Below are 25,008 nucleotides of genomic sequence, written 5' to 3'. Positions count from 1 at the left end.
GAGGGCAAATGCATTGGCCCAAGCGCGATCTCGGCAACCGATGGCGCGTAGATCGCACCATTCCATTTCCCGGTTTCGAAATCCATCGAAAACTCGGGTTTTACGCAGTTTCAACATTCACCTATGAAGTCCGGCTGACGTTTGTCGGTTGCCCTTGCCCTCTACCTATTTGGCAACGCCGTCCTTTGACAGATCCTTCGGATGGATGGACATCGGATCCCCGACCGTTGGCGCCGGTTTGACGATGTCCTGATCTGCCGTCTGTCCCGGCTTCAGTACGCCATTGCATTTATCCAGCTTCCTGCTGAGTTCGGCGCCCTTCGCCTTTGGCGACAGAGGGGCGCTGCAGGTATCTGCGCCCGCCGGCGCCGCGAAGCAAAGAAGAATGGCGGAAACGATCGCGAATTTCATTCTCATGGTTCGCTCCTTTCGACGTTTCTTTTCTTGGAAACCCAAAAGGGTGGGTAACCGTTCCTCTTCATCGGGCTCGCAAAACGCGTATATTCATCTTTCGTAAATGGACAGCCCGCTATTGTTCGCTGGTAAAACGGGAAAAAAATCCCCATATTGGGCGTAGATAGTTCCCGTGAACTCAAGCGGAGGAGTGCAATGTTGAAGCTCATTTCCGCCACTGAAGCAGGCGTGAATTGGCCTTGGCCGCCAGCCGACAGGGATGATCGGATTGCCGCGGCGGGACACCTTGAGACCGAGACGATTTCCGATGCGAAACATGGGCAGGACGCCATGCAGCTTTTCCGCACCGGCGCGAAGCTCATGATCGTCGAGGACGAATTCCTGATCGGCGAAGACCTTGCTCATGGCCCCCGCAAGGAGGGTATCGGCGTCCTCGGCCCCTATAATTCGATCGCCGGAGCCATAGAAGCGTTGAGTGGCAACGAGCCCATCGGCGCCGCCATTCTCGACCTCAATATCCGTGGCCGCGTCGCTTTCGACCTGGCGGAGAAGCTGAACGAGCGCAACATCCCGTTCATCTTTTACACCGGCTACGACAGCGTCATCATTCCCGAAAAATTCCGTCAGATCGGCCGGGTTCGCAAGCCGGCGGATTGGCAGGTGATCAAGCGCGCGCTTTTTCCCGATGCGCCCCGGCTTGCCAGGCGGCGTGTCAAGGAACTGTCCGTGGATGCGCCCGGCATTGCCACCATGCTACCCGCGTTGCAGCGCCGGGCACGCGAGATCACTGCCAATTCGGAAACCGCCGAGCGCCTGGTGGAGCGAACGCTCGAACGCGCCATCCGCGAGATCGCCACCTGCCCTGCCGGCGTGTCGATGGAGCACTGGCTGATCGGTCTCTTGGAAACAACTGGTATCGGGGACCGGGACCGGCTCAACTAAAGCCTAAGCCAGATTGACCGAAGCATGTATTGCGAATGCGGGACTCCGCGTCGGTCGTGTAACAGAGATCGCGACAGCAGCCATCCATCGCGCGGCCAGGCCGCCCGAGCAGCACGTATCACGATTCGACCACCGCTTATTCTGCGGCGGCGGCTTTCTTGGATCTCGATCGCTTGGGAGTCTCGGTGGCGATCGCTGCCGGCGTGCTCACCTTTGCAGCAGCAACCTTCGGCGCCTTTTCAGCGGCGGCCTTTGCAGGCTTCGCAGGTTCCACTGCAGCCTTGGCAGGCTTGGCTGCCGCCACGACGGCGGCCTTGGCAGGTTTTTCGGCTTTCGGCTTGGCAGCCGGCTTTTCGGCCTTTGGCTTGGCGGCTCGGGGTTTGAGCACTTTCAGCGCCTGCGTTGTGCCCTCGCTGTCGACTGGCCTGGCAGTTCCGCTGCCATTTACCGTTGCAGCGGCTTCCTGCCAATGGCGGTCGTGCTGTCCTTCCGGCCGACCTTCCTGTTCCCAACGGCGATAGGCTTCGGCACGGATACGCTCTTCCTTGTCTTCCAACATGTTCGCTTCCCCTGTCTTCCCGGTAGCAACACAATTGAGCATACGCGAATTTAGTGATTCTCACCCGCGAATTAAGCGAGAAACGGACCGGACGGGTGAGAAGCTCGACTGCCTTTTCGTTGGCTGCAGGGAGAAAACGGAAAAATCCCTGCATTCTTCGCACCGTCGCGTCCGTTTGGCACGGCCCGCAACTCTAATTGCAGAACGGTCCTGAGCCGGATTCGTTCCCGCTTTCAGACACGCCGCACGGAACCTTGCAGCGGGCGGGACGTTAGGTCGCGGTCATGCCATTCTGCCGGGAGATTTCGATGATTGACGAACAAGACGCCATCGAAGAGACTTGGGAGCTGATGCAGAAAATCGGTCTCTGCATGCTCTCCAGCCGCTCCGGCGACGACATCCGCGCCCGGCCGATGGCCGCCCATCCTGAACCCATCGTCAACGCCGTCTACTTCCTCACCGACATCAACGGCGCCAAGGACGACGACATCGCCCGCTGGCCGAATGTCGGGCTCGCCTTCGCCGATTCACGCGGCCAGAAATATGTCTCGGTCACCGGCACCGCCGAAATTTCCAATGATCGCGAACTGATCCGCGAGCTTTGGACCACGCCCGCCAGGGCCTGGTGGGAAAATGCCGACGATCCCGATATCCGGGTGCTCAAGGTCACACCGAAATATGCGGAATACTGGGACAGCCCGGGCAGTATCATCAGCTATGTCAAGATGCTGATGGCAGCCGTCACCGATCACCGGCCCGACATGGGCGACAACGTCAAGGTCAGCATGTAAAGAACCGCCATGGACGGACAGTTGCTGCAGTCGCTTGGCCTGATCTATGTCAGCGACACCGAACCCGGCATCCGGCGCGAGAAGCACGGTGACGGTTTCTGCTACCGGATGCCCGGCGGAGGCCTCGTCAACAGCGACGACACACTCGCGCGTATAAAAACCCTCGGCATCCCGCCGGCCTATCGCGACGTCTGGATCTGCCTCGATCCGCGCGGCCATCTGCAGGCCACCGGCTTCGACGCCCGCGAACGCAAGCAATACCGCTACCATCCGGACTGGCAATCGCTGCGCAGCGATCGTAAGTTCGACCAGCTCATCGCCTTCGGCGAGGCGCTTCCCCGGCTGCGCAATCGCATCGGTCGCGATCTCGGATCAGGCATCGAAAATGAAAAGGGCATTCTTGCCGCGATCGCCATGCTGCTTGATCTCGCGCATTTGCGGGTCGGCAATATCGTCTATGCCCGCGACAACAACACGTTCGGCGCCACGACGCTTCTGAAACGGCATCTCAAGATCATGCCGGACCGGATCGAGCTCCGCTTCGTCGCCAAAGGCGGCAAGAAGGTACAGCGGACGCTGAAGCATCCGCGCCTGCAGACCATGCTGGAGCAGATCGCCGACCTGCCGGGGCGACGGCTGTTTGCCTGGAAGGACGAAGAAGGCGTGGCGCACGCGATCGACTCCGGCAAGCTCAATGCCTATCTCGCCGCCACGGCAGGCCTCGCCATTTCGGCCAAGACGTTCCGCACCTGGGGCGGCTCGCTCGCAGCATTCGACCGGGCGATCCAAATCCTTGAGAATGGCCAAATCCCGACGATGAAATCGCTCTGCCAAGCCGCTTCGGTCGAACTGCACAACACCCCGGCGATTTGCCGCAAGAGCTATATTCATCCCGCGGTACTGGCGCTCGCCGAAGCAAAAAACGATCCGCTCCCCTGGTTCAAGCGCTGGAAACGTCGCCGTCCGCGGCGGCTCAATGGGCTCAGGGCAGACGAGAATGCGCTGCTGACCTTGCTCCGCTCCTCGGCGCGGTGACTGAAAGAAAGCAGAGATCCTATTCCCAACGTCGTATTTTAGCGGAACATAACACGACACGAGCGGTTACCCAGACATGACGTTCCGAAATTCGAGGAGGAAACCGTCATGGCCTATCAAGACCGTCATCCGGAACAGGGTCCAGCCGAAACTGGTCATGGCTCTGGGCGCGACTGCCCTCTATTCGCTGCTCGGCAGCCAAGCCAAGGTCACGCGCGATCGCGGCCGGCTCCTTAAGGCAGGAGCCTATACTGTCCTGGTCACGATCCATCCATGTTCCCTGCTCCGCAGCTTAGATCGTGGGGCGGCGGAGCGCAGCCAGGCGCTTGTCGTCAAAGAATTGGGAGAGATAAGAAAATATATCGGTTAATTACGAATTATATTTCCCTTAACGGGCTCCAGTAGACATCTCCAGATACCAGCGTCGTTCGCCAACATGCTGGATATTCGACGTTATATATTAATAAAAAACAAGAAACTATTCAAGCTCTGGCGGATTATACCAATGTGAATGTCTATCACTCTCTACCAAGTATAAGGATAAACACCATGCGAAGCATTCTCAAAACCACACTGGCCGCGGCTTTCGCAGCCGCCTGTATTTCCGGCGCCAGCGTCGCTTTCGCCGCTGACAGCGGCAACGGCGGTAATAACAATGGCAGCGGCCAACATGGCATGAATCCGGGTAAAGCCATGAACGGCAACGACTCCGATGTCCTGCCGACCGACCCGAACACGACGGGCTCGATCAAGTGCAACAACAATTCGGCCAACGCCCAGTCCGGCTGCGACGACACCGATGGCACCAATTATAACGGCACGCAGCAGTAGTTGCCGCTGTCAGCAGATTGAAAATATCCCTGCCGCAGCCGCGGCGGGGATATTTTTTCAATCAATCCGAGGCTTTATAGGGATCGGCGAGCGCTGCATCCGGCCGGCTGATCGGATATTTGATCACCGATACCTTTCTCGCCATCTGTTTCGGGCCATATTCCTTGAGCATGGCGCGGAAGCTCGGATTCATGCCGCCGTCGAGATAGGTATAGGCATGCATTTCCGGCGCCGTCGAAACGGTCAGGCTGGCATCGGCCACCCGGTCGTCCTTGCCTGTGTCGCCCGGGCAGCCCGCAAGCGGATCGGTCGGCTCGCCGCCGGGGAACATCTTGTTGAACACATATCTGCCGCCACACATGGAGACCTTTGGCTCCTGTCGGCTACGCTCGAAACTGTCATAGCCGACCTTGAGGTCACGCCAGAACGACATGTTCGGATCGCCGCTATGCGCCACCATATTGGCCGCCGTCATGCGGAACGGATAGGCCTGGACCTGGAAGGCCTGCTGGCCGCTCTGCAGCGATTTGAGCGTGATCGCATAGATTTCGGCGACCCCCTGGTCCGACATGGCGAAGCAGCCCGAGGACGAGCAGGCGCCATGCACCATCAGCGCCTCGCCCTTGTAGCCGAGCGCGCTTTCCAGCCGGTTCGGATAGCCGAGATTGAACGACAAGTAATAATTGGAATGCGGGTTGAGCTGGCCCATCGACACCGAATAGAAACCTTCGGGCGCCTGGCGATCGCCGATCTTGCGCTTCGGCCCGAGCTTTCCCGACCAGCGGCAGATCGGATAGGTCTTGAACAGGGCATATTGGCCGGAAGGCCTCTTCTTCCAGATTTCAAGCTCGCTTTCCTGCTTGAAGATGCGCACCAGAACCGGCTCGTCGTCGCTAAAACCCTTGGCCTTGATCTCACGGGCCAGCCGGGGACTGATATCCGTCGATGGCGCAATGTCGCTGAGGCTCATCGTGCTGCAACTGGCCGCAAGCGTCATGAGCGCAAGGGCGCCCAATGTACGCATCACGCGCGTCGGGCGCATCGCCGAATCGGGGCTCAAATCCAAAGGCATCGTCATCCCATCTCGCCGATGTCGCAGCCCGGCCGGACTGCCAACCATCGGTCCTAAAGATTGCCGCTTGCACGGTCCTTGCCCCATTGTCGAAACAAATGGTTACCGAACCGTTGCTACCGCAATTTCCCGCATGAACTCGCCCATGGCAAAGCAAAGCGGCGTTTTCATGATCGTTTGAGGCTGCCTATCGCAAAAGCAATGGCGAAGACAAACATCACGGCGCCAACCATGATCGGCCCTGCCGCCGGGCTGAAGACCTGCATTGCCATGCCGAACGAAAATGATCCGATGCCGCTGCCGGACGCATAGGCAAGCGCGAAGGCTGCACTGCCGGCGACCAGCGTGCTGCCGCTGTAACGTTCGCCCAGAAGCGTCAGCGCCGCGGTATAAAGCCCGACACTTGCCGTGCCGATAATGGCGAAGTCAATGATGATTGCCACTTCGGAGGTCAGCAGCGGCAGGATCATGAAACAGATCGCGGTTATCGCCGCCGCGACCAGCGCCACCGTGCCCCGCGAAAACGTGTCGAGGATCCAGCCGACCACTGGCTGCGACAGGGCCGTCGGCAGCGCCAGCATGGTGATGCTGATTGCCGCAAACGATTCCGAGTAGCCGAGCCGGGTAAAATAGATCGGCATGCCCGAAATCGCCGCGATATCGGCGAAGCCGAAAGCCGCGACCATGGCGACCAACATCGGCGCCCTCAGCAGGAAACGCAGGAACATCGATGATGTCGTCGATTCAGGTTCCGTCTGTGTCCGCCGGCAGATGATCACCGTGGCAAAGGCGACAAAGGCGATATAGACGGCGAGCAGCGCGAAGGCGAAACCGTCTTCGGTGCCGAACAGCGGGATCGCCATCGGCCCGGCGGCAAACCCACCGCATATGCCCATGCCGTAAAGGCCCGAGACACGCCCGCGAATCCGGTCGGGGCATGCTGTGTTAAGCCAGGCCTCGCTCATCATGAAGATGATGCTCGAGCAGCAGCCATGCAGGAAACGGGCAATGAACCATATCCAGAGCTGATCGAAACTCGCAAAGATCGCCAGGCTGACCGAGGCGCCGATCAATGCGGCAACGATCAGCCGATGGCCCCGAAGCACGGCCGTCAGCGGCCCCACCAGCAGCGTGGCGGCGGCAAGCCCTGCTGCAAAGCAGGCACCGGTCAAGCCGATGACACTGGGCGAAACGCCACGCGCGGTGAGAATCAGTGAAATCAGCGGGTAAGTGACGCCCTGCGACAGGCTGAACGCGGTCGCGCCGAAAATGACGACGGCGATCGCCGCCCAATCGGCATCGAATTCCGCCTTCGCCCGTGCTGCGCCCACTGCCCTCTCCCGTCGCTCGGAAACGATGACAGGAAAGGCAGTAAATTATTCACTCGTATAGTACAAGCGGCGGCCGGTGACATCTCGATGACATACGGCCACCTCACGCATCAAGCCGCGGCGATGGCAGTGATCTCAATCCGGAGATCGGGATTGGCGAGCCTCGCCTCGATGCAGGCGCGCACCGGCGGATTGTCCTTGTCGACCCAGGCGTCATAGACGCTGTTCATCGCGTCGAAATCGGCGATATTGGGCAGGTAGATATTGATCGACAGCAGCTTCGATTTGCTGCTGCCGGCCTCGGCGAGCAGCGCCTCGATCTGCTCAAGCACATCCTGGGTCTGTTCTTGCAGCGAGCCCTGGCTGCTGCGGGCGACCTTGCCTGCAACATAAACCGTGCCGGCATGCACCACGGCCTGGCTCATCCGCGAGCCCTTCTGATAACGTTGGATCATATTGCTCTTCCTTCCTGAATTGGCGCGGCCGTGGTTAGCAGGAGTGTCGGCACGGGTACAGTGCTGACGCCGAATTGAAATCCGTTAAGGCGATTGCCCTGCCATCACGAGCATGCCATGAAAGCTCACCAACGTGAGATGGCGTCGAATCGGAGGTTGCGTGTGGGCTTAAGTCTGGACAAGATCGAAGCGCTTGCCCCCGACCAAGGCTCACTCGACGCGGCCCGCAAGCTTCTGAAGCCGGCAAGCTGGCCCACACTCGCCGAGGACGGTGCCGGCCTCATCTGGGGCGAATGCCAGGGTTCCGGCGCCACGCCCTACCGCATTTCCGTTACCGAACTCGACGCCGGCTATAAATGCAGCTGCCCCAGCCGGAAATTTCCCTGCAAGCACTCGCTGGCGCTGATGTGGATGCGCGCCGAAGGCAAGGTGCCGTTCACGCCGGGCACGCCGCCCGACTGGGTCAGGGATTGGCTGTCGCGCCGCCGCGGCCCGAGCGCCGGCGCGCTCGCCGGCGAGGACAGACCGAAAGCCTCCATCGCCTCGACGGCCGAAGTGGAAGAAGCCGCCGACCCGAAGGCGGAAGCCCGCGCCGCAGCCGCCCGCGAACGCAATCGTGCCGAGCGCGAGGCATCTGTCGCCAACGGTCTCGATGAACTCGACATCTGGCTTTCCGACCAGATCGATGCCGGCCTGGCTGCCTTTGCCACCAAATCACTGACCGCCTGCCGGGTGATGGCGCAGCGCCTGTTCGATGCCAAGGCCGCCGGCCTGGCGCTGCGGGTCGATACACTGCCCGCCCGTTTGCTGAGGCTGCCGGAACCGGCGCGACCGCAGATGGCCGTGCAGGAACTCGGCCTGCTGCATCTGATCTCCGAAGCCTATCGCCGGCAGGAGCAATTGCCCGAGGCGCTGAAAAGCGATGTCCGGCAGATGATCGGCTGGAGCCTTGCCCGCGACGCCTTGCTTGAAGATGCTTCGGCCCTGCGCGTCACCGGCCCGTGGCAGGTCTGGGCGACCCGCAACGAGGTCCAGCCGGACAAGCTCAGGCGCATCGAGACCTGGCTTTTTGGAAGCGGGCGCAATGCCGTGCTGATCGAATTCGTGCCCRTCTCGACYGGCGCGGCATCTGGCGGCTTCAGCATCGGCGATAGATTCGAGGCAGAACTGGTCTTCTATCCCTCGCCCGTGCCGCTGCGTGCCATCATCGCCCGGCAGATCACCGGTTCGGAACCATCCGGCAATGCGCTTATCCTTCCTGATCAGGACGTGGCCACGGCCTATGAACACTATGAAAACGCGATGGCGGAAAAACCCTGGCTTGGCGACTTTCCCCTGATGTTCAAGGGCGCGAAAGTCCGGCGGTCGGGTGAAAGGCTCTGGCTGCACGACGAGGCGATCAGCCTGCCGCTCGACAATGATCAATCCACCGCCGCCTGGCCGCTCCTGCAATTCGACACGCTCGACGGTGCCGGCATCTGGGATGGCTCCAGCCTCACCTTGTGCTGGGGCGAAACGCCGCTCGGCAGGTGGACGGCATGACATTGCAGGATATCCGCACATCGATCCTGCCGCGCCTGATCTCCGGCGCTCGTGACGGCCTGCCGCTCGATCGTATCGGCGCCACCTCGCCGCTACAGACGCTGAGCCTCGCCGGCCAGGCCGTGCGCTTCGACCGGCCGGCACGCCCAGCGCAGTTCATGGTCGAGGAAAAGACTGAGGATGGCCGCCGGATCATCGGCGAGCCGGCGCGAAAACTGCTGTTGCGGCTTCTCGGCGGCAAGAGCCAGGCCTCCGAACATCTCGCCGATGCGCTGGCGCGTACCCTTGTCGAGCGATCGCTACGGCCACATCCATTCGATCTGCCGAGGCTCGAAACCTTCGTCAAACCGCGGGCCGAACTGCTAGGCGCCGAAGCGCTGGCCTTTGCCGAGCGCGCAACGCCGGCCGCGGAGAGGCAAAGCTATTTCGCACCCGACAAGCTGACCGACGACACCTGGATGCTCGCCACGCCAGCGGTCAAGGCGCACTATATCRCCGGCCGCCGCGCCGCCGACCCGGATGCCGCACGCGTGCTGGTCGAGACGTCCTGGGCCTCGGAAAATGCCGACAACAGGGTTCGCATTCTCGGCACGTTCCAGGAGCAGCTTTCCGCAACCGATGCCACCTTCCTCTCCGGCCTGGACAAGGACCGCGCACCGCGCGTCCGCGAACTGGCGCAGCGGCTTCTCTCTCGCCTGCCCGGCTTCGAGGGCGACGACCCGGCGCTGCGTGCCGCACTCGAACGCATCAAGGTCAACAAGAGCGGGCTGATCTTCAAGCGCACGACGCTCGGCCTCGAACTGCCGGCGACGATCAAGCATCAATTCGGCATCGCCGCCTGGATCAACGAGATTTTCAGCCCGGTCGGCATCGAAAAGCTCGCAGCCGCATTGTCGCTGTCCATCGATGACATGATCGCGAGCGTCGACAAGGATGGCAATCTCCTTCTCGCTTTCTTGATCATGGCGACCCGCGACCGTCGGCTGGATGTCGTCGAGACAGTCGCCAACAGGCTCTCGAATGCCTGGGAGGCGATCGCCCAGGCCAATATCAGCGATCTCGACGTGATGGATGCCGATTGGCGACGTCGCTGGGCCGACCTCGTGGTGCAGCCGCGCCAATGGACTGCCGATGCCCCGATCTGGACCCTGCCCAAGCTGGCCGACCTGCTCGACGCGCCCGCCTCACTTACGCTATTCGCCGATATTCTGGGGTCAAAACCCTGGAAAGCGCTGTGCAGCGAACCGGGCAAGGCCAGTTCCGATCTCGTCGAAAGCTTAGCCGTGCTTTGCCCGCCCGCCAGCCGCGACCGCCTGCGCGCCGATCTCGGCGCCTTCGACGCCGGGCGTGCCGGCAACGCCATTCTCTTTCTCGATCTCATGGATAGTCTGGAGGCCCCGAATGCCTGAAGCCCAACTCCGCCGCGCCGCAGAACAGATCTTTGCTGAAGAGCTCGCAGCCCTCGCCAAGGGCGACGACCGCGCCAGGCCGGCGAACTGGAAGCTGTCGCCGCAGGCGGTCGTGACCTATCTGCTCGGTGGCAAGGCATCGGACGGAACGCCGATCTCGGCCAAATATGTCGGCAATCGCCGGCTGATCGAAACAGCCGTGGCCACCCTCGCGACCGACCGCGCGCTGCTGCTGCTCGGCCTGCCCGGCACGGCGAAATCCTGGGTCTCCGAGCATCTCGCCGCCGCTATTTCCGGCTCGTCGCAGCGCATCATCCAGTGCACCGCCGGCACTGACGAAAACCAGATCCGCTATGGCTGGAACTATGCGCTGCTGCTCGCCAAAGGCCCGTCGAAGGAGGCGCTAGTCAAGACGCCCTTGGTGCGCGCCATGGAAGAGGGAACGCTGCTCAGGCTCGAAGAGCTCACCCGCATGGGCTCCGATGTGCAGGACACGCTGATCACAGTGCTTTCGGAAAAGACGCTGCCGGTGCCGGAGCTCGACACGGCCATCGACGCCCAGCGCGGCTTCAACGTCATCGCCACCGCCAACAACCGAGACAAGGGCGTCAACGAACTTTCCTCCGCCCTCAAGCGCCGCTTCAACGTCGTCGTCCTGCCATCGCCCTCCACGCTGGAAGAAGAAACCCAGATCGTCGTCAAGCGCGTCGGCGAAATCGGCACCAATCTCAGCCTGCCGCCGATCCAGCCTGCCGATAAGGAACTGGCGCGCGTCGTCACCCTCTTCCGCGAAATCCGCGAGGGCAAGACGCTGAACGGCAAGACCAAGCTCAAGACCTCGACCGGCACGCTGTCGACGGCCGAAGCGATTTCCGTCGGCGTCTCGGCCTGGGCCGAGGCTGCGCATTTCGGCGATGGCCGCATCGACGCAGATGCGCTCGCCGCCAACATTGTCGGCGCCGTGGTCAAGGACCCGGTGCAGGACAGCGTCGCACTCTCGGAATATCTCGAAACCGTGGTGCGCACCCGCGACGGCTGGAGCGATCTCTATAGCGCCATTCGCGAGGTCATCTGACCGATGAAGCGCAAGGCGCATCTTTTCGGTATCCGGCATCACGGGCCGGGCTCGGCGGCGCTGTTAAGAGGCGCGCTCGATGCGCTCGACCCAGCCACGGTGCTGATTGAGGGTTCGCCAGAGGGCGATGCGCTGATCCAATACGCGGCGCTCCCCGGCATGAAGCCGCCACTCGCCATGCTGTTCTACGCCGCCGACGAAGCGTCGAACGCCGTCTTCGCGCCATTTGCGGAATTCTCGCCGGAATGGGTCGCCATGCGCTGGGCACTGGAGCGCGGAAGACCGGTGCGCTTCATCGACTGGCCGGCGGCCGTGTCGCTGGCACTGACCAAAGCCGAGCGCGAGGAGATGATTACAGCGCTCACCAAGAAGGCAGCGGAGGCCGAGGAGACCGACAGCTCAGAGGCTGAGCCGAGCGAGAACGCCGACGAGACGCCTTCCGATACACCAGCACTTCGCCTCGATCCGCTCGATCTGCTGGCCGAGGCGGCCGGCTATGGCGACGGCGAAGCCTTCTGGAACGGCCTGATCGAGCATCATGGCGGCAGTCAATCTCCGCTCGACGTCTTTGCTGCAATCGAGCAGGCGATGATCGAGGCGCGCAGCCACCAATACGAAGCCGGGAGTATCGGCGAGCGCGAACAATTGCGCGAGGCGCGCCGCGAAGCGTTTATGCGCGGCCATATCCGTGATGCGCTGAAGCAGCATGAGGGCGAAGTCGCCGTGGTGGTCGGCGCCTGGCATGTCGGTGGGCTGCGGACCAAGACCACTGTCGCCGACGACCGCGCCATCATCAAGGACCTGCCGAAGATCAAGGTCGAGGCGACCTGGGCACCCTGGAGCGACGGTCGGCTGAGTTACGCCTCGGGCTATGGCGCAGGCGTCATCTCGCCCGGCTGGTACCGGCATCTCTGGGGCCTCTATTCCGATGCGCGCCACGAAGGACCCGAAGCTTTCGCCGCACTCTGGCAAGCGCAGACGGCAGCATTGCTGCGCGAAGAAGGCCACTCGGCCTCGACTGCATCAGCCATCGAGGCGGCTCGGCTTTCGCTCGGCCTCGCTTCGATCCGCGGGCTGAGCGTCCCGGGGCTGACGGAGATGCGCGACGCCTCGCTCTCCGCCCTCTGCCACGGCGACCATGCCCAGTTGGCACTGATCGAGCGCAAGCTCTATATCGGCAGCCGCATCGGTGAGATCGACGATGCCGTGCCGCAAATGCCGCTCGCCAAGGATTTCGACCTCTGGTGCCGCAAGACGCGGCTCAAGCCGGAGGAGACGGCAAGCGAGGCCAAGCTCGACCTGCGCAGCGAAGCCGGCCTCGCCAAATCCACCTTCCTGCACCGGCTGAACCTGATCGATATCGGTTGGGGCCGGCTGATCGACGCCGAAGCAGGCCGCGGTACCTTCCGCGAGATCTGGCGGCTCGCCTGGTCGCCGGACATGGCCGTCAGCCTCGCCGAGGCGCTCGTCTGGGGGCTGACGATCGAGCAGGCGGCCGCGGTCGCCACAATCGAGCGCGCCCGCAAGGCCGATGGCATTGCAAGGCTGTCCGAACTGGTGCGCGGCGCCCTGGTCGCCGACCTGCCGGACGCGGCAGGCACCTGCATCGACCTGTTGCAGACTGCCGCCGTACAGACCAGCGACATCACCGACCTGATGGTCGCCGTGCCGCCGCTGGTGCGCATTGTCCGCTATGGCACCGCGCGAAAACTGCCGGAGGAAGAACTCAAGGCATTGGTCGTGGCGCTGAGCGCCGAGATCAATGCCGGCACCCGCATCGGCTCGCACCAGCTCGACGATGCCGCGACGGCCGCGCGCGTCAACGCCATGCGCGCCTATGACGAAGCGCTCGGCCTGTTCGGCGATACCAATCTGCTGGAGGATTGGCGACGGCAATTGGCTCTCATGGTCGATGACGAACATATCGTAGCCTCCGTCGCCGGGCTCAGCCTGCGCCGCCTGCACGATCTGTCGCTCTGGGACGAGACCCGCATCGCCGCTGCCTTCTCCCGCCACATCGTCGGCGAAACGCCCGCCCGGGCCGGCGCCTTCGTCGAAGCCTTCCTCACCGGCTCGGCCGAAGTGCTGATCCAGGACCAGGCTCTGCTTTTCCTGATCGACGAATGGCTCTGCGGGCTTGACGCCGACATTTTCGTCGAGAGCCTGCCGCTCCTGCGCCGCGCGCTGTCCGGCTTCGACGCTGTCAGCCGCAGGCGTGTCATGGAACGCATTGCCGGCGGGCGGCGCGAACACGTGGTGACCGAACTCCCGGCAGGCGACAATCCGGCCTTCGAGCGAGCCCTGCCTCTGCTCAAGCAAATTCTCGGGATGAACGCATGACCGATCCGGAACGCATCCGCCGCTGGAAACTGGCGCTTGGCGACGATGACATGAGCGGGCTCGATGATCGCGACCAGCGGCTCAGCCGCGCGCTCTCTGCACTTTATGAAGGCCAAGGCGCCAAGAAGGGCCGCGGCGGGCTTGGCGCATCGGCGCCGAAAGTGTCGCGCTGGCTGGGCGATATCCGCGAATTCTTCCCCTCGCCGGTCGTCCAGGTGATCCAGAAGGACGCCTTCGAGCGGCTGAATCTCAAGGCGCTGATGCTGGAGCCGGAATTCCTCTCGACGCTGGAAGCCGACGTGCATCTGGTCGCCGACCTGATTGCGATGCGCAACGCCATTCCGGAAAAGACCATGGAAACGGCGCGCATGGTGGTCAACAAGGTCGTCGAAGACCTGATGAAGCGACTGCAGTCGAAGACCGTGGAAAAGCTGACCGGCGCGCTCAACCGTTCGCAGCGCACCCGCCGGCCGCGGCATGCCGACATCGACTGGCCGCGCACGATCCGCGCCAATCTGCGGCACTACCAGCTGGATCTCAACACGATCGTGCCGGAAACGCTGATCGGCTTTTCCCGCAAGACCCGCACCCGCGCCGATCTCGACCATGTCATGCTCTGCGTCGACCAGTCCGGCTCGATGGCGCCATCGGTCGTCTACGCCTCGATCTTCGCCGCCGTCATGGCGTCGCTGCCAGTGCTGTCGACCAAGCTCGTCTGTTTCGACACGGCGATCATCGACCTGACCGAGGACCTGGCCGACGCGGTGAAAGTCCTGTTCGGCATCCAGTTGGGCGGCGGCACGGATATCAACGCAGCGCTGGCCTATTGCGAGACCAAGATCGAGCATCCCGCCAAGACGCATCTGGTGCTGATCACCGATCTTTTCGAAGGCGGCGACGCACCCGCCATGCTGGCGCGTGTGGCAGCGCTGAAACAATCCGGCGTCAATGTCATCGTGCTGCTGGCTCTCTCCGACGACGGCCGGCCGAGCTACGACCAGCGCCATGCCGGCGCCATCGCCGCCATGGACTGCCCCGTCTTCGCCTGTACGCCGGACCAGTTTCCCGACGTGATGGCCACGGCGCTTACCAAGCAGGACGTGGCACAATGGGCGAGTGCGAATGGGATAGAGTTGGTGCGGGGTATCGCCACTTGAACTATTGAACCCGAGTTTCCTGCTCCGGATCGACAGCGGCCTTCAAAGGGCGACAGCCCATCGGCATGCAGGCATCATCAAGAACAAGCGGCGATGATCCCAATCTCCACGGTATAACCATCACCGGCGAGTTTCGCCTCGACGGTCGCCCGGGCGGGCGCCTGGCCCTCCGGCAACCAAGCCTCCCAGACGCTATTCATCTCATCGAATGTCGACATGTCGGCAAGCCAGATCGTGGCACTGAGGACGTTTTTCGACGCACTGCCATATGTTTCAAGCAGCAAGGCGATCCGCCCCAAAATGTCAGCTGTCTGTTCGCGGACGGAGGCGCCGCGGGCATCGCCCGCGACCTGTCCCGCAAGGAAAATGAAGCCGCCATAGACGACAGCCTGGCTCATGCGTTTGCCGGTCTGGTAGCGTGCGATCTCCATGATTTCCCCCTCTAATCCTTTAGCGAAACCCTTTGCCGCTCGGCGCGACGCTGCAGCCACTGGATCGTCGCAAGAAACAGCGTCGAGAACACGATGAGCAGCGTCGCGACCGCGGCGATCGTCGGGCTCAATGTCTCGCGTACGCCGCTCCACATCTGCCGCGGCAATGTCCGTTCCTCGGACCCGGAAATGAACAGAGCAATCACCACTTCGTCGAAAGAGGTGACGAAGGCAAACAGCGCACCCGACGCCACCCCGGGCGCGATGATTGGCAGCATGATGCGCAAGGTCGCCTCGACCGGCGTCGCGCCCAGGCTCGACGCCGCCCGCATCAGGTTATAGTCGAAGCTGGCCAGCGTCGCCGTGACCGTGATGACGACGAAGGGCGCGCCGATTGCGGTATGCGCCAGCACCAGGCCAGTCAAGCTGTTGAGCAGCCCCACGGCAGCGAAGGCATAGTAAATGCCGACCGCGGAGACGATGACCGGCACGATCATCGGCGAAATCAGAATAGCCGTCAGCGTTGCTCTCGCCGGGCAGGCCGGCCGGCTGAGGCCGATCGCAGCCAGCGTGCCGAGGAATGTCGACAGCAGCGTGGCGCAGACCGCCACGATAATGCTGTTGCGCAGGGCCAATTGCCAGACGTTGGAATTGAAGAATTCTTCGTACCAGCGCAACGAGAAGCCCGGCATCGGATAGGTGAAGAACGGCTCGGCGTTGAATGACAGCGGCACGATTGCGGCGATCGGCGCGATCAAGAACACGATCACCAATCCGCCGGCGACCCAGAGCAGGATATTGAACACGCGGGCGAAGGAGAAGAAATCTGTCATTATCCGATCCTCAGCCGGTCGATGCCGACAATGCGATTGTAGACGGCATAGAGTATGAGCACCGCCGCCAGCAGGATGGCGCTCAAGGCTGCGGCCATGCCCCAATTGGTGACCTGGTTGGAATAATAGGCGATGAAATAGCTGATCATCTGATCGCCGGCGCCGCCGACGAGAGCCGGCGTGATATAGTAGCCAAGTGCCAGGATGAAGACGAGCAGACCGCCGGCGCTGACACCCGGCATGCTCATCGGCAGGTAAACCTTGAAAAAGGCCGAGACGGGCGGCGCCCCGAGCGACGACGCGGCTCGCAGATAGACCGGCGGAATGCCCTTCATCACGCTATAGATCGGCAGCACCATGAATGGTAGCAGGATATGGGTCATGGCGATCAGCACGCCGATGCGGTTGTAGATCAGGTCGAGCGGATGAGCCGGATCGACCAGCCCAAGCCAGATGAGCGCCGAATTGACGACGCCGCGACTTTGCAAGAGCACGACCCAGGCGCTGGTGCGGACGAGCAGCGAGGTCCAGAACGGCAGCAGCACGAGGATAAGCAATGTATTGGCGACCGCCCCCTTGGCACGCGCGATCAGCGCCGCCAGCGGATAGCCCAGCAGCAGGCAGACGATCGTCACAGACGCACTGACCACGAAAGTTCGGATCAGCACGTCGACATGCACCGCATTGTCAGGCGACACATGCCGGATCGCACCCGCCGCGTCGCGTTCGAGATCGATCGATGCGAGGAGGTAATAATCCGTCAGCTTCGGCGATGCATTGCGGATGATCGTCCAGTAGCGCGGCGTCGCCCAGTCCGGATCGACCCCGACAAAGGCGGCCTCGTATGGCGCCTGCGCATTGCGGACCGTCCGCGCGGTCTTCAACAGCATCGAGCGCATGCCGGTCTTATAATAATTGAGGCGTTTGGCCACCTCGGCCATCTCATCGCGCGGCGTCTGCTTCAGGTCGGCCGCAAAGGCGGCGAACAGGGCTTCATCAGGAGCCGATTTTCCGTCCCAGAACGCCAGTGCTGCAACCGTGCTCGGCAGCGCCGAGGGTACTTCCCTGTTGTCGACGGCGCGCGTCAGCAGCAGGCCGATGGGCAGGACAAAGACCAGGAGCAGGAAGACCAGCAGTGGCGCCACGAGCAGCAAAGCCTTGAGACGTGCCTTGTTCCTGGCCTGGCTCAGGCGTTTCGCCCGCGCCAGACCAGCCGCCGCCGCCTCATGATTTTCATTCATTGTCGCGCTTACCATCGCCAAGCCTTCCTGCCTGGTAAAGAGGTGGACGGAGCCAGGGATAACCCCGTCCACCCTTGGGAGCTTATTGTGCCAGCCACTTGTTGAAGCGTTCGGTCAATTCCTCGTCATGGTCGGCCCAGAATTCCGAGCTGACGACAAAGGCGTTCTTGCTGTTCTCCGGCGAGGTCGGCAGATCGGCCAGGATATCCTTCGGCACCTTGGCAATCGCGGCCTTCAGCGTCGGGCCGTAGGAAATGTACTTCGACTGCTGCGACATCACATCGGGATCAACGGTGAAGGCGATGAACTTGTCCGCCAGGTCCTTGTTCTTCGATCCCTTGGGTTCGGCCCAGAGGTTGAAGTCCATGCCCTGGCCGTCCCAGACGATCTTGAAATGCTTGCCGTTGTTCTTGACGGCGTCATAGATGCGGCCGTTCCAGGCCGTCGTCATCACCACTTCGCCATCGGCGAGCAGTTGCGGCGGCTGGGCGCCTGCCGTCCACCAGACCTTCACGTCCTTCTTGATCGTGTCGAGCTTCTTAAAGGCACAGTCGACGCCTTCCGGCGTGCCGAGCACCTTGTAGACATCGGCCGGCTTGACGCCATCGGCGATCAGGGCAAATTCCAGCGTCGTCTTCGGCGACTTGCGCAGCGCGCGCGGCCCGGGGAATTTCTTCGTGTCGAACAGGTCGGCCATGGTCTTCGGTCCGCCGTTCGGAAACTTGTCGGCGTCATAGGCATAGACCGTGCCGAAGACGATCGTCGCCACGGCACAATCCATGGCCGCGCCGTCGACGAAGGCACCCTTGCCGCCGAGTTTCGAATAATCGATCGTCTCGAGCCAACCTTCGTCGCAGCCCTGCAATGCGTGGCTGGGTTCGACGTCGACGACATCCCATGTCACCTGCTTGGTGTCGACCATGCCCTTCAGTTTCGCCGTCGAGCCATCCCATTCATCCTGAAGGATCTTGGTGCCGGTCTTGGCCATGAACGGCTTGAAAAAAGCTTCCTCCTGGCTCTTGGTATAGGCGCCACCCCAGGAGGTGACCGTCAGCGTATCCCCGGCAAATGCAGTTCCGGTCACTGCAAGCACGAGGGCGGAGGAAAGAAGCATCGTAGAAAAACGCATCATGGTGGTTCCCCTTCTTTGTTGCGTCTGTGGAAATGGATCTGGTTCAGGAGGGCGCGAGCGCCCGGCAGTGCTCTGGGCTCCAGCCGATCGTGACATTGGCCCCGGCATTGACGGCAACGCCCTGGGATGCGGCGATCTTGACGACGACATCGTCGCTGCCGCAGGCGGCGAGCCGCATCCTGACGTGATCGCCGTGATAGATGATTTCCTTGAGTGTGGCCGAGAAACGGTTGGCGACGTCCTGCGGCGGCGATAGCAGGATGCGCTCAGGGCGGAGCACAAGCGTGGCCCGCGCGCCCTCCTTCAGCCCCTCGCCCGCGCCGGCCACGATGATCGATCCGTCACTCGTGCGTATCCGGCAAAGCCCGCCCTCCAGCGCCACGACCTCGCCGGCAATGGCATTGTTTTCGCCGATGAAGGTGGCGACGAACGGATTGGCCGGCATTTCGTAGAGCGCATCGGGAGCCGCGATCTGCTGCAGGATGCCGTCGTTGAACACGCCGACGCGATCCGACATGGTCAGCGCCTCGCTCTGGTCATGGGTGACATAGACGACATTGATGCCGAGACGCGCATGCAGATGCTTGATCTCGATCTGCATGTGCTCGCGCAACTGCTTGTCGAGCGCACCGAGCGGCTCGTCCATCAGCACGAGCTGCGGCTCGAACACCAGCGCGCGGGCCAGGGCAATGCGCTGCTGCTGCCCTCCCGACAGCTGGTTTGGCCGGCGGGCCTCGAAATTGCCCATCCTGACCATGTCCAGCGCACGACGGACTCGTGTGTCGATCTCAGCCTTGCCAAGGCGGCGCATTTTCAGCGGGAAGGCAACGTTCTCGCCGACCGTCATGTGCGGAAACAGGGCATAGTTCTGGAAGACCACACCGATATTGCGGCGATGCGGCGGCACGCTGTCGATGCGGGTGCGATCGAGCATGATCGTGCCGTCGGTCGGCGTCTCAAACCCCGCCAGCATCATCAGCGTGGTGGTCTTGCCCGATCCGGATGGACCGAGCAGCGTCAGAAACTCGCCCTTGGCGACATCGAGATCCAGCCCCCTGACGACGAAGTTTTCGCCGTCATAGGATTTGCGCACGCCCTCGAAGGCGATAAAGCGATCGCTCATGAAATCCTCCTTGCATCGCCGGGTCCCTGCCTCTTTGTCTCGATGCTGCCTGATATTGTCTCGGTCATTTCTATTTTGTCAAGCCATACAAAAAATTTTGTATGAGATGTTTCAAACTGCTCGAAAAATGTGGAAATCCATGTTAAGCACGACGAACAACTGACATTGGGGGATTTCGTGGAGCGCTCCACCTGGCTACACGAAAGCTGTTTGTGGGAATTGTATGCCTGAAGAAACTAACACGAACCACACAAATAGGGGACAAGGAACCCGCATTCCGGCTTATCTTGAACTGGCGGAGGAATTGGAGGCGAAGATCCGCTCCGGCGCATTGCCGCCGGGTAGCCAGCTGCCGCCGCAGCGCGACCTGGCGAAGGAGCGCAATCTCAATGTCTCGACCATCACGCGCGCCTATCGCGAGCTGCAGAACCTCAATCTGGTGACCGGCAGCACGCGGCGGGGAACGACCGTCACCGGCGAAAGCGCCATGCCGCGCGTCGACCGCGCCGTGACGCCGGCAGGCGTGATCGACCTGACCGTCAACCGTCCCGCCGTCGACGATTTCCAGCAGCGGCTGGCGCAATCCCTGCCGACGCTTTCGGCCGATTCACGGTTTCGGCAGATGCAGGAATATCAGCCGCCGGAAGGGCCGGCCTGGGCGCGCCGGGCGGCACGCACATGGATTTCGCTCAACGGCTTCGATCCGCCCGAGGACGATATCGTGGTCACCAGCGGCGCCCAGCATGCGCTGCTCGCTGTCATCTGCAGCTTCATCGAGCCGGGCGATACGATCGTCTGCGACCGGCTCACTTACTATGGCCTGATCGCGCTGGCGCAGATGTTCCGGTTCCGCATCATCGGCATCGGCAGCGATGCCGAGGGCATGTCCGCCATCGAACTCGACCAAGTTTGCAGCCGCGAAAAGGTCCGGGCCGTCTTCACCGTGCCCTCGATGCACAATCCGACCGTAGTGACGATGAGCGAAGCCCGCAGGCGAGACCTGGTGGAAGTGGCCGAACGCCACGATCTCATCATCATCGAAGACGATGTCTACGGCCCGATGCTGGGGACGCGCGGCAGCCCGCTGATCACATTGGCGCCGTCACGCACCTACCACATATCGGCGCTCTCCAAGGCGCTCGCGCCCGGCCTTCGGGTCGGCTATCTCACCTGCCCACCCGGCCGGGCGATCCTGTCGGCGGAGGCGGTGCGCACGACGGCCTGGATGCCCTCGCCGATCCCACTTCTGCTGGCAACCCGCTGGCTGGAGGATGGGACGGCGGAAGCCATCCTGAAGGCGCAGCTCGCCGAACTGCGCGCGCGGCATACCATCGTCACGACCATCCTCGCCGGTCATTCCTTCTCGGGGGACCCGCGCTGCATGTTCCTGTGGCTGAAACTCCCCGCCCCCTGGCGATGCGCGGATTTCACCGCCAATCTCAAGGCCCATGGCGTCGCCGTCATGCCCGCCACGGCCTTTGCCTGTGATCGCCAGCCGGTGGAGCACGCCGTGCGCGTCAATGTCGGCTGCGCCTCATCGCGCGATGAACTCGCAAGAGCCCTGCGCATCATCGTCGCCACGCTCAACGATCGTCCGCGCGCCTTGACGGGACTGGTCTAGCCGATGACAAGCCCGCTGCCGGATCTCCCGCAACTGCCCGCAAGCGAGCGCCGGACCGTCCTCGTCGTCGGCGCCGGATTTGTCGGGCTCTGCTCCGCACTCTGGCTGCGGAGAGCCGGACACAGCGTGACCATCATCGATCGCGAGCCGCCCGTGGGAAATGCCTCCTACCGGCAGGCCTGCTCCTACGGCAATGCCTGCACCTTCGCGCCGCATGGCGTGGTTCCCGTCGCCAGTCTGGGCGTCGCCTGGCGGGTGCCCGGAATGCTCCTCCATCCGCTTGGCCCGCTCGCCATCGTCTGGCGCTACCTGCCGCACCTGGCGCCCTGGCTCAGGGCCTTCCTTGCAGCGAGCAGCAAGGCGGAGGTCGAGCGGATCGCCGGCGTACTCTCAACGCTGCTGTCGCATGCCGATGCCGCCTGGCAGCCACTGATGAAGCAAGCAGGCGCCACGCATCTCAAACAGCACAATGGCTGCCTCTATCTCTACAAAACCGAAGCGCAGTTCCAGGCAGCCGAAGCGGAAAACCGGCTGCGCGAGCGCAAGGGCGTCGTTCTCGATCGGCTTGATGCGGGGGCAATCAGAGAGATCGAACCGAACCTCGCACCGCTCTACCACAAGGGCGTGTTGTTTAGCGACGCCTACACCATCTCCAGCCCAAAGCAGCTCGCCTTCGCCCTCGCCAAAACGCTTTCGCAGGCTGGCGCAACCTTCGTGAGCGCCGATGTCACGGCCATTGAAACACGGCAAGACGGCATCAGCCTGAAAGCCGATAGCGAAACTTTGCACGCCGATCATGTCGTCGTGGCCGCGGGGGCACATTCGCGAAAGCTGGTGCGCATGGCGGGTGACGACGTGCTTCTCGACACCGAGCGCGGCTATCACGTGCTGTTTCCCCGATCCGGCCATCTGCTCGGCCGTCCCGTCTGCTATCCCGAACACGGATTCTACATGGTGCCGATGGCCGACGGGCTGCGCGCAGCCGGCACGGTGGAACTTGGCGGCCTGTCGGCCCCATTGAATCCGAAACGGACGGCCGTGATCCGGGACGGCGTGAAGAAACTGCTTCCCGATGCTGAAGAGGCCACGGACGAATGGCTCGGCTTTCGCCCGTCGATGCCGGATTCGCTGCCCGTGATCGGAAAATCCCCGCGCACACCGCGCATGACCTATGCATTCGGCCACGGCCATCTCGGCCTGACGCTTTCGGCGCTGACGGGATTTTTGGTTTCCCAGCTGATTTCAAACCAGGAGCCGGCAATGGACCTCTCGCCCTTTGCTCCCGGTCGGTTTTAGGCGATTGCCAGGAATACTTCTTTCGACATTGAATAAATCATATATTTCGATATTTAGATAGAATTCGGATACGAATTCAAAGAAACCTTGCCCTGATGAATCGCAATTTTCTGGTGATAGAACCTGAGGAAGGCATGGCTGTCCTCAAAGGATTGGCGTCCTCCGTCCTTGTGTCGAGGTTGAAGCTCCGGAATGGCAAGGAGCGATGAATATCAACAACATCGCCGCGGAACTCGCGCTGCCGCAATCGACCGTCGCGACCAATCTGCAGATGCTGAAGGAAGCCGGACCGAGACGCAGAGGGCGAAGAAGGGCAGCCAGAAGGTCTGCTATCCCACGGCGGAAGAAGTGTTGGTCGTCTTCAAGAGCGAATATCGAAAGGTGCGCATCGGCGCCAAGGACGATGCGAAGCATCCCGGCGGCATCAGCATTTTCGACCGCGGCTTCGGCAATTACGATCAGGATATCGTGCTGAGAATCAGTACCGGTTGATATCAAAAAATGGGATGAAAAAAATATTACAACGATTTCAATGGGTTTTGCAGATTTACAACGTTTTCGCATTTAATTATCATACTTTTGGCTATTCATGCTTGACGAAGCCAGCACCGATCGCCATTAATACCGGGAAAGATGATTTAAATCATCATTTCTGATATTAATGGGAGGAATGCATGAAGGCAGCCGTGACGGCGCATGCGCGCTATGTTGTCTCGAATATCGACCCAAGGCTCTACGGATCCTTTATCGAGCACCTCGGTCGCGCGGTCTATACCGGCATATACGAGCCGGGCCATGCCAGCGCCGACGAGAACGGCATGCGGCAGGACGTGATCGATCTCGTCAAGGAGCTCAACGTTCCGATCGTCCGTTATCCCGGCGGCAACTTCGTCTCCGCCTACAATTGGGAAGACGGCATCGGCCCCAAGGAAGAGCGCCCCACCCGCCTCGACCTCGCCTGGCACACATCCGACAGCAACCAGGTCGGCATCCACGAATTCGCCGACTGGTGCAACTCCGCCAATGCCGACATGATGCTCGCCTTCAATCTCGGCTCGCGCGGCCTCGACGAGGCCCGCAACTTCCTCGAATATGTCAACCATCCCGGCGGCAGCCGCTGGAGCGACCTGCGCATCAAGAACGGCCGCAAGGAGCCCTTCGGCGTCAAGCTCTGGTGCCTTGGCAACGAGATGGACGGCCCCTGGCAGATCGGCCACAAGACCGCCGACGAATATGGCCGGCTTGCGCACGAGACAGCCAAGGCGCTACGCGCCTTCGACAAATCGCTGGAACTCGTGGTCTGCGGCTCGTCCAACGCCAAGATGCCGACCTATCCCGAATGGGAAGCGACCGTGCTCGACCATACCTATAACGAGGTCGATTATATCTCGCTGCACATGTATTTCGAAAACGAGGCGCACGACACCGCCAATTACCTGGCGGTGAGCGAGAAGCTCGACGACTATATCATGTCGGTCGCCGGCGTGATCGATTACATCAAGGCTAAGAAGCGCTCGACCAAGCAGGTCTACATTTCCTTTGACGAATGGAATGTCTGGTACCATTCCAAAGAGCAGGACCGCAAAATCCTTGAAGGCAATGACGGCTGGCCGTCGGCGCCGCCGCTTCTCGAAGACATCTACAATTTCGAGGACGTGCTGCAGGTCGGACTGATCCTCAATACCTTCATCCGCCGCGCCAATGTGGTGAAGATCGCCTGCCTGGCGCAGTTGGTCAATGTCATCGCGCCGATCATGACCGTGCCGGATGGCCCGGCCTGGCGGCAGACGACCTTTTATCCGTTCCTGTTCGCCTCGCTCTACGGCCGCGGCAAGGCGCTCGACCTGCGCGTCGAAAGCCCGACCTACAAGTCCGACGTGGCGGGCGATGTCGCCTATGTCGATGTTGCAGGCACCTATGACGAGGCGACCGGCCATGTCACCTTCTTCGCCGTCAACCGGCATGCGAGCGAAGCGATCGATGTCGATCTCGCGCTCGAAGGTTTCGGCGGCGCCAGCATCGCCGATCACCAAGTGATGACGCATACGGATCTGCGCGCCACCAACTCGGCCGAGAATCCCAACAATGTGGTGCCGAAACCCGGCTCCGGCGCTGCGGTGAAGGACGGCAGGCTCAGCCTGTCGCTGCCGCCTTATTCCTACCAGATGGTCCGCCTCAAAGTTTGAACGCGGACAGTGCAAGGATGAAGCCGGGGAGGAATGAAGACGTGACGGCCGAAATCGATATCAGCCATGTGAAGAAGCAGTTCGGGGCGCTGACGGTGCTCGAGGACTTGTCACTCTCGATCAGGGCTCATGAATTCATCGTCTTCCTCGGCCCATCGGGCTGCGGGAAATCGACACTGCTGAGGATGATCG

The 25,008-nt window shown here is 61.9% G+C and carries 23 protein-coding genes and 1 pseudogene; 14 read left to right on the top strand and 10 right to left on the bottom strand.

Going from position 1 to position 25,008, the window contains the following annotated elements; genetic code table 11:
• Nucleotides 1-165 precede the first annotated feature (165 nt).
• Entirely contained in the window at nucleotides 166-411 is a 246-nt protein-coding gene (locus AC1D06_RS20520; RefSeq protein ID WP_477878815.1) for a hypothetical protein, read from the bottom strand.
• Between the two features lie 198 nt (nucleotides 412-609).
• On the opposite strand from AC1D06_RS20520, the gene AC1D06_RS20515 reads away from it, so the two are divergent.
• Nucleotides 610-1,356, top strand: coding sequence for a response regulator (locus AC1D06_RS20515; protein ID WP_477878814.1), 747 nt, complete (start codon nucleotides 610-612; stop codon nucleotides 1,354-1,356).
• 136 nt (nucleotides 1,357-1,492) lie between these two features.
• On the opposite strand, the gene AC1D06_RS20510 is transcribed toward AC1D06_RS20515, so the two are convergent.
• Nucleotides 1,493-1,915 carry a DUF2934 domain-containing protein gene (locus AC1D06_RS20510; protein WP_477878813.1) on the bottom strand — a complete coding sequence of 141 codons (423 nt, stop codon included), beginning with the start codon at nucleotides 1,913-1,915 and terminating at the stop codon, nucleotides 1,493-1,495.
• A gap of 308 nt (nucleotides 1,916-2,223) precedes the next feature.
• Here AC1D06_RS20510 and AC1D06_RS20505 point away from each other — a divergent pair, with 308 nt between their 5' ends.
• From AC1D06_RS20505 to AC1D06_RS20495, 3 genes are all read left to right on the top strand, one after another.
• Nucleotides 2,224-2,706: a pyridoxamine 5'-phosphate oxidase family protein gene (locus AC1D06_RS20505; protein ID WP_477987685.1), complete on the top strand. Its 483-nt coding sequence runs from the start codon at nucleotides 2,224-2,226 to the stop codon at nucleotides 2,704-2,706.
• Between the two features lie 9 nt (nucleotides 2,707-2,715).
• Nucleotides 2,716-3,741 (top strand): DNA topoisomerase IB, encoded by a 1,026-nt coding sequence (locus AC1D06_RS20500; RefSeq protein ID WP_477987684.1) that lies wholly within the window; start codon nucleotides 2,716-2,718, stop codon nucleotides 3,739-3,741.
• 549 nt (nucleotides 3,742-4,290) lie between these two features.
• A complete protein-coding gene (locus AC1D06_RS20495; protein ID WP_477878810.1) occupies nucleotides 4,291-4,572 on the top strand; it encodes a hypothetical protein in 282 nt (93 codons plus the stop codon).
• Nucleotides 4,573-4,633: 61 nt separating this feature from the next.
• Here AC1D06_RS20495 and AC1D06_RS20490 read toward each other — a convergent pair whose 3' ends face one another.
• The 3 genes from AC1D06_RS20490 to AC1D06_RS20480 form a co-directional block, all read right to left on the bottom strand.
• On the bottom strand, nucleotides 4,634-5,644 hold the full coding sequence (locus AC1D06_RS20490) for a hypothetical protein (protein WP_477987734.1): 1,011 nt from the start codon (nucleotides 5,642-5,644) through the stop codon (nucleotides 4,634-4,636).
• Nucleotides 5,645-5,811: 167 nt separating this feature from the next.
• Complete coding sequence (locus tag AC1D06_RS20485; protein WP_477987683.1) at nucleotides 5,812-6,975, bottom strand: MFS transporter; 1,164 nt, start codon at nucleotides 6,973-6,975, stop codon at nucleotides 5,812-5,814.
• A gap of 110 nt (nucleotides 6,976-7,085) precedes the next feature.
• Nucleotides 7,086-7,430: a RidA family protein gene (locus AC1D06_RS20480; RefSeq protein ID WP_477987682.1), complete on the bottom strand. Its 345-nt coding sequence runs from the start codon at nucleotides 7,428-7,430 to the stop codon at nucleotides 7,086-7,088.
• A 162-nt stretch (nucleotides 7,431-7,592) separates the two neighbouring features.
• Here AC1D06_RS20480 and AC1D06_RS20475 point away from each other — a divergent pair, with 162 nt between their 5' ends.
• Genes AC1D06_RS20475 through AC1D06_RS20455 form a run of 5 tightly spaced genes read left to right on the top strand, consistent with a single transcriptional unit; the run spans nucleotide 7,593 to nucleotide 14,953 of the window.
• Nucleotides 7,593-8,972, top strand: coding sequence for an SWIM zinc finger family protein (locus tag AC1D06_RS20475; RefSeq protein ID WP_477987681.1), 1,380 nt, complete (start codon nucleotides 7,593-7,595; stop codon nucleotides 8,970-8,972).
• A complete protein-coding gene (locus tag AC1D06_RS20470) occupies nucleotides 8,969-10,381 on the top strand; it encodes a DUF5691 domain-containing protein (protein ID WP_477987680.1) in 1,413 nt (470 codons plus the stop codon). Before AC1D06_RS20475 ends, AC1D06_RS20470 begins: the two co-directional genes overlap by 4 nt.
• Entirely contained in the window at nucleotides 10,374-11,456 is a 1,083-nt protein-coding gene (locus tag AC1D06_RS20465; protein WP_477987679.1) for an ATP-binding protein, read from the top strand. The genes AC1D06_RS20470 and AC1D06_RS20465 overlap by 8 nt, the downstream gene beginning before the upstream one ends.
• A 3-nt stretch (nucleotides 11,457-11,459) precedes the next feature.
• On the top strand, nucleotides 11,460-13,796 hold the full coding sequence (locus AC1D06_RS20460) for a DUF5682 family protein (RefSeq protein ID WP_477987678.1): 2,337 nt from the start codon (nucleotides 11,460-11,462) through the stop codon (nucleotides 13,794-13,796).
• Nucleotides 13,793-14,953, top strand: a complete 1,161-nt coding sequence (locus tag AC1D06_RS20455; protein WP_477987677.1) for a VWA domain-containing protein — start codon at nucleotides 13,793-13,795, stop codon at nucleotides 14,951-14,953. Before AC1D06_RS20460 ends, AC1D06_RS20455 begins: the two co-directional genes overlap by 4 nt.
• 77 nt (nucleotides 14,954-15,030) lie before the next feature.
• On the opposite strand, the gene AC1D06_RS20450 is transcribed toward AC1D06_RS20455, so the two are convergent.
• The 5 genes from AC1D06_RS20450 to AC1D06_RS20430 form a co-directional block, all read right to left on the bottom strand.
• Entirely contained in the window at nucleotides 15,031-15,384 is a 354-nt protein-coding gene (locus AC1D06_RS20450) for a RidA family protein (protein ID WP_477987676.1), read from the bottom strand.
• Nucleotides 15,385-15,395: 11 nt separating this feature from the next.
• Nucleotides 15,396-16,217, bottom strand: a complete 822-nt coding sequence (locus AC1D06_RS20445; RefSeq protein WP_477987675.1) for an ABC transporter permease — start codon at nucleotides 16,215-16,217, stop codon at nucleotides 15,396-15,398.
• Entirely contained in the window at nucleotides 16,217-17,473 is a 1,257-nt protein-coding gene (locus AC1D06_RS20440; protein ID WP_477987674.1) for an ABC transporter permease, read from the bottom strand. Before AC1D06_RS20440 ends, AC1D06_RS20445 begins: the two co-directional genes overlap by 1 nt.
• Before the next feature lie 67 nt (nucleotides 17,474-17,540).
• Entirely contained in the window at nucleotides 17,541-18,590 is a 1,050-nt protein-coding gene (locus tag AC1D06_RS20435; protein WP_477987673.1) for an ABC transporter substrate-binding protein, read from the bottom strand.
• 43 nt (nucleotides 18,591-18,633) lie between these two features.
• Nucleotides 18,634-19,713, bottom strand: a complete 1,080-nt coding sequence (locus AC1D06_RS20430) for an ABC transporter ATP-binding protein (RefSeq protein WP_477987672.1) — start codon at nucleotides 19,711-19,713, stop codon at nucleotides 18,634-18,636.
• 223 nt (nucleotides 19,714-19,936) lie between these two features.
• Here AC1D06_RS20430 and AC1D06_RS20425 point away from each other — a divergent pair, with 223 nt between their 5' ends.
• The 5 genes and pseudogenes from AC1D06_RS20425 to AC1D06_RS20405 form a co-directional block, all read left to right on the top strand.
• A complete protein-coding gene (locus AC1D06_RS20425) occupies nucleotides 19,937-21,334 on the top strand; it encodes an aminotransferase-like domain-containing protein (RefSeq protein ID WP_477987670.1) in 1,398 nt (465 codons plus the stop codon).
• 3 nt (nucleotides 21,335-21,337) lie between these two features.
• Nucleotides 21,338-22,630, top strand: a complete 1,293-nt coding sequence (locus AC1D06_RS20420) for an FAD-binding oxidoreductase (RefSeq protein ID WP_477987668.1) — start codon at nucleotides 21,338-21,340, stop codon at nucleotides 22,628-22,630.
• Nucleotides 22,631-23,008: 378 nt separating this feature from the next.
• Nucleotides 23,009-23,122: pseudogene (locus AC1D06_RS20415) on the top strand (transcriptional regulator); the annotation flags it as partial.
• Between the two features lie 182 nt (nucleotides 23,123-23,304).
• Nucleotides 23,305-24,816 carry an arabinosylfuranosidase ArfA gene (arfA, locus tag AC1D06_RS20410; protein ID WP_477987666.1) on the top strand — a complete coding sequence of 504 codons (1,512 nt, stop codon included), beginning with the start codon at nucleotides 23,305-23,307 and terminating at the stop codon, nucleotides 24,814-24,816.
• Nucleotides 24,817-24,857: 41 nt separating this feature from the next.
• On the top strand, nucleotides 24,858-25,008 hold a 151-nt coding region (locus AC1D06_RS20405), incomplete at its 3' end, for an ATP-binding cassette domain-containing protein (RefSeq protein WP_477987732.1).

Source organism: Rhizobium sp. P2_G2 (assembly GCF_056403555.1).
The sequence above is the reverse complement of the archived record's forward strand: the minus strand, read 5'-3'. Positions and strand labels throughout refer to the sequence as shown.